The organism is Glutamicibacter sp. BSL13, assembly GCF_052928425.1.
The window spans coordinates 1-9,210 of record NZ_JAVGCZ010000103.1; the positions used below are offsets into that span (position 1 = coordinate 1).

At 67.1% G+C, this 9,210-nt stretch carries 12 protein-coding genes; 5 read left to right on the forward strand and 7 right to left on the reverse strand.

Annotation, left to right across the window (positions count from 1 at the left end):
• Together xseA and RCJ92_RS13555 are read left to right on the forward strand one after the other, a co-directional pair.
• On the forward strand, positions 1-926 hold a 926-nt coding region (gene xseA / locus RCJ92_RS13550; RefSeq protein WP_446754821.1), incomplete at its 5' end, for an exodeoxyribonuclease VII large subunit.
• A 62-nt stretch (positions 927-988) separates the two neighbouring features.
• Positions 989-1,222 carry an exodeoxyribonuclease VII small subunit gene (locus RCJ92_RS13555; RefSeq protein ID WP_138926569.1) on the forward strand — a complete coding sequence of 78 codons (234 nt, stop codon included), beginning with the start codon at positions 989-991 and terminating at the stop codon, positions 1,220-1,222.
• Between the two features lie 112 nt (positions 1,223-1,334).
• Here RCJ92_RS13555 and RCJ92_RS13560 read toward each other — a convergent pair whose 3' ends face one another.
• The 4 genes from RCJ92_RS13560 to RCJ92_RS13575 all read right to left on the reverse strand — a co-directional run bounded on the left by RCJ92_RS13560 (position 1,335) and on the right by RCJ92_RS13575 (position 4,951).
• Positions 1,335-2,204 (reverse strand): PPK2 family polyphosphate kinase, encoded by an 870-nt coding sequence (locus RCJ92_RS13560; protein WP_446754822.1) that lies wholly within the window; start codon positions 2,202-2,204, stop codon positions 1,335-1,337.
• A 25-nt stretch (positions 2,205-2,229) separates the two neighbouring features.
• Positions 2,230-3,450 carry a pyridoxal phosphate-dependent aminotransferase gene (locus RCJ92_RS13565; RefSeq protein ID WP_138177316.1) on the reverse strand — a complete coding sequence of 407 codons (1,221 nt, stop codon included), beginning with the start codon at positions 3,448-3,450 and terminating at the stop codon, positions 2,230-2,232.
• Between the two features lie 85 nt (positions 3,451-3,535).
• The gene (locus RCJ92_RS13570; RefSeq protein WP_446754823.1) at positions 3,536-4,438 is read right to left on the reverse strand and encodes a glycine betaine ABC transporter substrate-binding protein; all 903 of its coding nucleotides are present in this window, start codon (positions 4,436-4,438) and stop codon (positions 3,536-3,538) included.
• Positions 4,439-4,492: 54 nt separating this feature from the next.
• Positions 4,493-4,951, reverse strand: coding sequence for an NUDIX hydrolase (locus tag RCJ92_RS13575; protein WP_138926571.1), 459 nt, complete (start codon positions 4,949-4,951; stop codon positions 4,493-4,495).
• A 150-nt stretch (positions 4,952-5,101) separates the two neighbouring features.
• Here RCJ92_RS13575 and RCJ92_RS13580 point away from each other — a divergent pair, with 150 nt between their 5' ends.
• A complete protein-coding gene (locus tag RCJ92_RS13580) occupies positions 5,102-5,608 on the forward strand; it encodes an Lrp/AsnC family transcriptional regulator (RefSeq protein WP_054821790.1) in 507 nt (168 codons plus the stop codon).
• An 82-nt stretch (positions 5,609-5,690) separates the two neighbouring features.
• Here the strand turns inward: RCJ92_RS13580 and RCJ92_RS13585 are convergent, their stop codons facing one another.
• A complete protein-coding gene (locus tag RCJ92_RS13585; protein ID WP_446754824.1) occupies positions 5,691-6,563 on the reverse strand; it encodes a hypothetical protein in 873 nt (290 codons plus the stop codon).
• A 158-nt stretch (positions 6,564-6,721) separates the two neighbouring features.
• On the reverse strand, positions 6,722-7,360 hold the full coding sequence (locus RCJ92_RS13590) for a GNAT family N-acetyltransferase (protein ID WP_446754825.1): 639 nt from the start codon (positions 7,358-7,360) through the stop codon (positions 6,722-6,724).
• 138 nt (positions 7,361-7,498) lie between these two features.
• On the opposite strand from RCJ92_RS13590, the gene RCJ92_RS13595 reads away from it, so the two are divergent.
• Positions 7,499-8,143, forward strand: a complete 645-nt coding sequence (locus tag RCJ92_RS13595) for a 5-formyltetrahydrofolate cyclo-ligase (RefSeq protein ID WP_446754826.1) — start codon at positions 7,499-7,501, stop codon at positions 8,141-8,143.
• Between the two features lie 79 nt (positions 8,144-8,222).
• Positions 8,223-8,921 carry an RcpC/CpaB family pilus assembly protein gene (locus tag RCJ92_RS13600; RefSeq protein WP_446754827.1) on the forward strand — a complete coding sequence of 233 codons (699 nt, stop codon included), beginning with the start codon at positions 8,223-8,225 and terminating at the stop codon, positions 8,919-8,921.
• An 18-nt stretch (positions 8,922-8,939) separates the two neighbouring features.
• Here RCJ92_RS13600 and RCJ92_RS13605 read toward each other — a convergent pair.
• The coding region (locus RCJ92_RS13605; RefSeq protein WP_446754828.1) for a hypothetical protein at positions 8,940-9,210 on the reverse strand (271 nt) is incomplete at its 5' end.

Sequence of the window (9,210 nt, forward strand, 5' to 3'; positions counted from 1 at the left end):
CCGACCTGCGCCCGGTGGGGCTCGGCGAGCTGCTGGCCCGGCTGGAACGCCTGCGCCAGGCGCTCGGCGCGGAGGGGCTGTTTGCCCTGGAGCACAAGAAGCCGCTACCGGTGCTGCCACGCACCATCGGGCTGATCACCGGGCGCGATTCGGATGCGGAGAAGGACGTGGTGCGCAACGCGACGCTGCGGTGGCCGGCGGCGCGCTTTAGGATCATCAACACCGCCGTGCAGGGCCGCGACGCCGCCTCCCAGGTGATGGAGGCGCTGGCCCAGCTGGATGCGGACCCGCAAATCGATGTCATTGTCATTGCCCGCGGCGGCGGGGCGCTGGAGGACCTGCTGCCGTTTTCCAGTGAGGAGCTGGTGCGCGCGGTGTTCGCCGCAACCACCCCGGTAGTCTCCGCCATCGGGCACGAGGCGGATCGCCCGATCCTGGATGACGTGGCCGACCTTCGGGCCTCCACCCCCACAGACGCGGCCAAGCGCATCGTGCCGGATCTGCAGGAGGAGTTTGCCGGGCTGGCCCAGGCCCGGGACCGGCTGGATAGGGCCATCAACCACCAGCTGCAGCGTGAGGCCCAGCTGCTTGAATCGCTGCGTGCCCGCCCGGTCATGGCGTTCCCCGAAACCATGATCACCACTCGCCGCGAGGACCTCTCCCGCTGGCGGGAGCGGTCCACCCAGCTGCTGCGCCATCGGGTGGACCGGGCACGGGACGAGATCCGCCACCTGGCCACCCAGGTGCGGGCGCTCTCACCCCAGCAAACCCTGGACCGCGGCTACGCGGTCGCCCAGGACGCGTCCGGGGCCATCATTCGTGATGCCGCGGTCCTGGAGGCGGGGGCGGCGGTGCGGGTGCGCGTCGCGGCCGGCCGGTTCGACGCCCAGGTGCGCGATGTCCACCCGGAACCTCGTGAGGCGTAGTCCCGCCCGGCGCCGCCCCATGTGAAACTTCCCAGACGCCCGTGAATGACAAGGATATGAAAATGACCCAGCAGCTCCCCGAAGACATCGTCCAGCTCAGCTACGAACAGGCCCGCGAGGAACTGGTCTCGGTGGTCAACCAATTGGAGACCGGCGGCGCCAGCCTGGAGCAGTCCCTGAAGCTGTGGGAGCGCGGTGAGGCGCTGGCCCTGCACTGCGAGAACTGGCTCAACGGCGTTTCCCAGCGCCTGGAGCAGGCGCGGCAGCGGGTTGAGGACATGGAGGACGAGGACTAGGTTCCCCACCCACCAACCTGCGCGCTGCTCCGGGGCACACGACCACCCCGCTGCCCGGCCGGGCAGAGCCAGCCTGGGGGCGCGGATCCGCACTCCGGCGGCAGCCTGCTGGCTAGTGCGCCGCTTCCAGCCGCGCCCGCTGTGCGGCGACATCGTAGGTGGCCTGTGGCCACTGCGGGTTGATCTCCCCCAGCACCTGCTGCAGCAGTTTGGCCACGCACCACCGGGCGGCCCACTTGTGGTCGGCCGGAACCACATACCATGGAGCCGCCTTGGTGTTGGTCCGGCTGATGGCGATCTCGTAGGCGCTCTGGTATTCGTCCCACAGCAGGCGGTCATCTACGTCCCCGGTGGCGAACTTCCAGTGCTTGGTTGGGTCATCCAGGCGGGCCATCAGCCGCTGGTACTGCTCCTCTCGGCTCAGGTGCAGGAACACCTTCAGCACCCGGGTGCCCTGGTTCACCAGGCGCTGTTCAAAGTCATTGATCCGCCCGTAGCGGGATTCGACTTCCTCGGCGGTGCTCAGCTTCCGCACCCGGTGAACCAGCACATCCTCATAGTGTGAACGGTCGAAGACACCAATCATCCCGGCCTGCGGCACTTGGCGTTCAATGCGCCACAGGAAGTCGTGGGCCCGTTCCTCCGGGGTCGGGGCCTTGAAGGAGTGGTGGGAGACGCCCTGCGGGTCCACCAGTCCCAGCACGTGGCGGACGATGCCGCCCTTGCCGGAGGTGTCCATCCCCTGCAGGATCAGCAGCACCGAATCCTTTGAGCCGCCGGCGATGGCCGAGGCGAACAGTTTTTCCTGATCATCGGAGAGCTGCTCGCCCAGGTGCTCCAGGGCCTTCTTCCCCTCGGCCTTGGATTGTGGTGCCTGCACCGGCCACCAGTGCGGCAGGCCGGTCTGGCGCTCGGCCAGGCGCGGCTCGCCGCCAACCCGCATCCCCAGGATCAGGTCACTGTTTTCGACGTTGCCGTTCATGGTTGCACCACTTCCAGGTAGTTGGTCAGGCGTGGGAACGCCAGTCTGCCAAGAATTCCCCGATGCGTCCCACCGCGTCCTGCAGGTCGCGGACCGAGGGCAGGGTAACGAGCCGGAAATGGTCCGGGCGCACCCAGTTGAAGGCGGTCCCCTGGGTCACCAGGATCTTTTGGGCCTTGAGTAGTTCCAGGGCGAAGGTTTCGTCGTTGTGGATCGGATACACCTGCGGATCCAGCTTCGGGAACATGTACAGGGCGCCCTTGGCCTTCTGCACCGAAACACCGGGGATCGCGGTCAGCAGGTCGTAGGCCGCATCACGTTGTTCGCGCAGCCGGCCGCCGGGCAGGATCAGGTCATTGATCGACTGGTACCCGCCCAGTGCGGTCTGGATGGCGTGCTGGGCCGGAACATTGGCGCACAGGCGCATGTTGGTCAGCAGGTTGATGCCCTCAATATAGTCCCGCGCCTGCTGCTTCGGCCCGGAGATGGCCATCCACCCGGAGCGGAAACCGCACACCCGGTAGGCCTTGGAGAGCCCCGAGAAGGTCAAAACAAGTACGTCATCGGCCAGGGAGGCCGTGTTCACGTGCACCGCCTCGTCGTAGAGGATCTTTTCGTAGATCTCATCCGAGAAGACGACCAGGTTGTGCCGGCGGGCCAGCTCCAGGATCGCCTCGAGCGTCTGCTTCGGGTACACCGCCCCGGTGGGGTTGTTCGGGTTGATGATCACGATGCCCTTGGTGCGGGCGGTGATCTTCGATTCCATGTCCTCGATGTCCGGCAGCCAGCCCTCGGACTCGTCATTGAGGTAGTGCACCGGGGTGCCCCCGGCCAGGGACACCGAGGCGGTCCACAACGGATAGTCGGGGGCCGGGATCAGGATCTCGTCCCCGTTGTTCAGCAGCGCGTTCAGGCTCAGGGTGATCAGCTCGGACACCCCGTTGCCCAGGTACACGTCATCCACGCCAATGGTCTGGATGCCGCGGGTCTGGTAGTACTGGGACACCGCGGTGCGCGCCGAGAGGATGCCACGGGAATCCGAGTAGCCCTGGGCGTTGGGCAGGTTGCGGATCATGTCCACCAGGATCGCGTCGGGGGCTTCAAAACCAAACGGGGCCGGGTTGCCGATGTTCAGCTTCAGGATGCGGTGCCCTTCGGCCTCCATCCGCTGGGCGTGCTCAAGCAGCGGTCCACGAATGTCGTACAGGACGTTGTGAAGCTTGGTGGACTGCTTGAATTCCGGCATGTTCCCTACTTTCTCACGCCGCAACGGTGCAAGTCTCGCGGCGCGTAATTCCATTTCAAACTTTTTTGGGCACCGGCCCGGGCGGCTACTGGGAGAGCCACTGCCAGCGTTCAGCGACGTCCTCGGCGCTGGCCGGCTCGGTGCCGTGGGCCATGCGCGACACGGCGGTGAGCGTATCCTCATCCAGCTTCGCGGTCACCTCGTTGATGGCGCGGGCCGCGCCCTCATCCACGTCCGCATCGCCCAGGGCGAGGACCGGTTCGCTGTCAAACAGCGCCTCGGTGCCGGCCACGGCCACAAAGCCCTCGTCTGCGATCAGCGCGTCGGCCTGCGAAAGCACCACACCGTCCACCTCGGCGTTGCGCAACATGCCAGGCAGGCGGTCCGCGGTGGTGGCCTCCACCTTGGCGGCGGAGCAGTTGGCCCCATCCAGCCCCTCACGCAGCAGGGTGGCCGAGGCCTGCGGGGCGGCGAGCTTCAGGGACGGGCACTTCTGGGCCAGCTCCTTGTAGTCCTCCACGTCCTGCAGGGCCAGCTGCGCCCGGCTCATCACCAGCACCGAACCCAGGTCCCCGGGGCTGGCATCCAGCGCGCGGACATTTTCGGGTAGGGCGCCGGCGATCATCTTGGCGCTTTGCTCCCGGCTGAGCACCGCGCTGTCGGTGTTCTTCGTATCCGGCCTGGCCGGGGCCACCTGGTGGGCGGCGGTGCCGGCGCTGGTGATCACCAGGTCGGCCTGCCCGGCCAGGACCTGAGCGGCCGGGTCCGCCACCGGGTCCAGCAGCGTGACCTGGTAGCCCTTCTGCTCCAGCTGGTCGGCGTAGATGGCCCCCAGCGCCCGGTAGGTGGGCTCGGAGTGGGTGGCCATGCGCAATTCGACCGCTTCGGTGGGCGGTGCGGGGTCTTGGGGGTTGCCGGTGCAGGCGCTGAGACCCAGGACCAGCACCGCGCCGGTGCAGAGGACCGGCAACACTTTGCGACGTTTCATACTTCCCTTAGCCTATGCCACGACCCGGTGTTTGGCCGGGTCACACGCTGTGTTCTAGTACAGGCGCAGCATCCTGTCGACGCGTTCAATGCGCGGCAGCTTGCTGATTTCCTCGCGGGTGAACCATTCGGCGCGGCTGGTGCTGCCGCCGACCTCGTGACGCAGCGACCCGCCGCCGATGCTGGCCCGGTAGACAATCGCCACGGTCTGCATGGCGTGCGCGGTCTGCACATAGCGTTTGGCGGCCGGAATCACCCCGGTGGAGGCATCGAGCAGGACCAGGTCCTTCACGTGATAGCCGGTCTCCTCAAAGACCTCGCGCGCCGCGCCCTGCTCAAGGTCCTCCCCCAGTTCAATTCCCCCGCCGGGCAGTGACCAGCGCGGCATGAAATGGGTGTCACGGTGACGCATGTCCCACAGGGTCAGCAGGAAACGGCCCTCCGATTCCACCAGGCAGTAGGCGGCCAGCCGGGTGTCGTAGAGCTCGCCGGTGAATTCTGATTGTCGCGTCATAGGTTCAAATATAGTGATCCGCCACCCTGGTTTTCCTCCGGCGCACCCGCAACGTTTAAGCACATTGGATCCTGGGGCCGGCAGCCGAGCCGGGCAGCTGGCGGCTGGCCGGTGGATTCCGGGGAAGCGGGAATGTGATGAAATGTTGCTATGTCTTCGCACTCCGATTCGCACCCGAACACCGAACTTGATGAGATTGACCGAATTATCATCGATGAGTTGGTCGGCAATGCGCGCATCTCCAATGCCACACTGGCCCAGCGGGCCGGCATCGCCCCGTCCACGGCGCTGCTGCGCACCCGTTCGCTGGTGGAGCGCGGCATCATCACCGGATACCACGCGGAGATTTCCCTCACCGCGGTCGGCCGCACCGTGCAGGCGCTGATTTCGGTGAAGTTGCGGGCCCATGACCGGGAGAAGATTGACCGCTTCCGTGAACGCATCCCGCAGCTTCCCGAGGTGCTGTCCATGTTCCACGTCTCCGGCGGCACCGACTACCTGCTGCACATTGCGGTGCGCTCCACCGAGGAATTGCGGGACTGGGTGCTGGATAACCTGGCCACGGACGAGTCGGTGGGCCACACGGAAACCACGCTGGTCTTTGGCCACCACAAGGGCAGCGGCGGGCCGCTGCTGGGTGAGGACGAACAGCTTTAGCCGTACACCGGCTAAAACCTGCGACAACGGGCTGGGAACCAGTGGTTCCCAGCCCGTTGCTGTGTCGTGGTGCGGTGAAGTGCTAGGCCCGGCGGCGCTGCAGCACCGCGTCCAGGTTCAGCCGCTGCTTCGATCCCTCGGCCTCGGTCTTCGCCTTGGGCGCCGGGGCGGCCTTCTCGGCCTTGGCTGGCGCAGCCTTGGCGGCTTCCTCGCTGGCGGCCGGCTTCACCGGGGTCTCGGCGGCCTTTTCCTCGCCCGTGCCGCGGGCGGCGTCAAGCTTGGCGATGGCCGCCTTGTCTGCCGCGGAAACCTGCTTGGCGATCTCGCGGGCCTCCTCGGAGGCCTTCAGGCTGATCTTCGCGCTGGGGCGCAGCGGTTCGGCCTTCGGCAGCGGCTCGGGACGAACCTGCTCGGCGACCTGCTGACGGGTGGCTTCGGTGGCTTCGCGCACGGCAACGTACTTCGGCTTGGGCACCTCGGTCGGTTCCCAGGTGGCCGGCTGCTTCACGCCACCGTCGCCGCGGGCCACGCGCAGGGCCTCGGCACGCAGTTCCTCTGCGGTAATCGAGGGAGCCCGACGGCCGGAATCCGGTCGGGCGTCAAAAACCTTCTCATCCTTCGCGGACTTGGCGATGACCTGGTTGCTGGAGTCCTCGAAGGCCGGGGTGTGCAGGGCCTGCTCACGTACCGCTTCCATGCGCTGCAGCAGCTTGCGGTTGCGGTCACGCACGGCCATGGTGCGCAGGGCGGCGAAGCTGGCCACTCCCAGGGCGAAGAGGAAGAACACCAGGCCGAAACCGATCGAGGTGAACGGGGCCAGCACCGCGGTGACCAGTGTCGCCACCAGGGCCAGCAAGCCGACGAGGGCCACGCTCAACCGTCCATAGCGCAGGCGAAGTTTTGGCTGGGCAGCTGAAACTTTTTTCTGCGGTGCGCTCTGCGACGTGGCAGCCATTGATTCCTCCATCACCGATTCCGGTCGGTCAACATTGAATCCAGGTCAGGGATTCTCGATTTAACCCTATGCAACCGATCACGCGGCGCTGGTCAAATGTCGCGGTGTGTCTACAAGTTTTCTGCCCAGTTGCCTCACATCAGCGCGCAAACCACGACTCAGGGCCGCGGTTCGGGCCGGGATTCGTTGATACGTTCTAATAGTGTCCCGCTGAAGTCCTCTCGGTTCAGCGCGAAGGTGCGGTGATCCCGCCACTGCCCGTTGATGTGCAGAAAGCGTTCGCGCACCCCTTCGTCACGGAACCGCAGCTTTTCCACCACCCGCAGGCTGGCCGCGTTTTCGGGGCGGATATTGATTTCCAGCCGGTGCAGCCCCAGCTTTGCGTAGCTGTAGTCCCCCACCAGGGCCACCGCCTCGGGGATGTAGCCGAACCCGGCGTGCCCGTGATCAATCCAGTAGCCAATCGAGGCGCTGCGCGCGGCCCCCAGTTGGATCCCGGACAGGGACACCTGCCCAATCAGCGGCGGGTTGGCCGCGTGCGGGTCCTTCAGGGTGACCACCCAGCAGTAGCCGGTCCCTTCCAGCGCCGACTGGCGTTGGGAGCGGACCATCTGTTGAAAGGTGGTGGTGGGGGTGCGTCCGGCGGGGTCGGTGGGATCCCATGGTTGCAGCCACTGGCTGTTGACCCAGCGCAGGTGCATCCACGCCTCGTAGTCCTTCCGGGTCAGCCTGCGCAGCAGCAACCGGTCGGACTCAAGCACGTCCAGTGCCGGACGCGGCAGCCAGGAGGAAAACATATGAGTATCGTATGCCGCCGCCGGCCCTGCGCCGCGCCTGACACATCGAAGGGCCACCGATATGACGCTGTGGATCCAGGGCGAATCGCCACCCCGGCAGGGCTGGGCGGGATGCGGACAAAAGGTACAGTAGCTTGCATGAGCCAGCACCCTTCGCATCGTTTGGAGCATCACCCGCCCGTGCCGCAGGACAAGCCCAGCTGGCGCCGGGCGATTCGCGCCGAGCGGCGTCGGCTCTCCCCGGAACTGCGCGCCGAGGAGGCTGCCCAGCTTCGCCAGCGGGTGCTGGAGGTACTGGACGCGGCCCCCGAGGGGCATTCGAAGAAAGTGGCGGCATACTTTTCCTCCCCGGACGAGCCGGACACGGCCCCGTTGCTCCAGGAGCTGACCGGGCGCGGCTTCGAGGTCTACCTGCCGGTGTGCGAGCCGGGACATGTCCTGTCCTGGACCCGCTGGGAGCCGGGCACCGAGATCGTGCAGAGCCGGGTGGCCCCGGTCAACGAACCGGTCGGACCGCGCCACGATGCCAGCTTGTTTGCCGAGATTGACCTGATGTTCATCCCCGCCCTGGCGGTGGATGCTGCCGGGCTGCGTCTGGGGCAGGGCGGGGGCTACTATGACCGGTTCCTGCCCAAGATTGACGGCTACCAGACCCGGATTGCGGCGCTGGTGCGCGATGACGAGTTCGTGGAGGCCGGCTCATTCGCCGTGGACCGCCATGACCGTCCGGTCGGAGTGGTGATCATGCCCTCGGCGATACGGCGCCTGGACAACGGGTTCTAGGGATCCTCCTCCCCTAGCATCCTCCACAATCCGCGGACGCGGGCGCCCGGAACCGGGGCCGCGGTGGTTGCATGGGGCCATGAGCCGATTTCGCACCCCGCGTGTCCCACGAATTCCGCGTCCCCGCCGCCGCCCGGCGTCCTCACGGGCCGAGCTGTTCCGTCGCTACCGCCGCCCGTTGGCGGTAGCCTTCGCCGTGCTGGCGGGCGCCTCGCTGCTCAGCGCCCTGGCGCCGGAAAGGACCAGCGACCAGCAGGTGCTGACCCTGGCCGTGGAGAAGTCCGCCGGGTCCCAGCTGCTGGCCCAGGACGTGGTGTTCTCACCGGTCAGCGGCCTGTCACAGGTTCCGGGGCTGCTCGATGACCCCCAGCAGGCCATCGGCCAGCGCCTGGCGGTGGGTTTACCGGCCGGTGCATTGCTCAATGAACAGGTGTTGATTGGTCCACAGCTGCTGACCGGGATGCCGCCGGGCAGTGTGGCGGTGCCGATCCGGTTGTCGGATCCGGCCACCGTTCAGCTGCTGCACCCCGGGCAGCTGGTGGATATCGTGCTCAGCAGCGGGGACGGCTTTGAACAGGAGATCATCTCCCACACCATTGGCCGGCGCCTGCCGGTGCTGTGGGTGCCGCAGCGCGGCGAGGGTGATTCGCTGGGCTTGTTGCCGGCCTCCGGCACGTCCGGGGAGGGCATTGTGGTGGTGGCCGCCGACGGGGCCCAGGCCGATGAGCTCTCCGGGGCGGTCACCCGCGGCAAGGTTTCCGCCGTGCTGGTGAACTAGGGTGCGGCCGGCGGCGTATCAGCCCCAGTGCGGCGGTTTTTCGCGGCGCATCCCCTCGGCCAGGTCATCAGGCTTCTCACCCCACCCTGCCGGGTCCTCGTCCTTGGCGCGCAGCTGGGAGAGCGGGTCCCCGGCCCCCGGGTCTTGCGCGGTGCCCGGTTCGTTGGCGGCGTGGCTGTTGGCCAGGGCGGCGTCCACACTGGCCGGACGCTCCAGCTGCCGGTAGCTGCCGGTCAATTCGGTGGCCACCGGCAGGTGCTGCGGCTGGGCCACGACCCGGGGGCGCCGC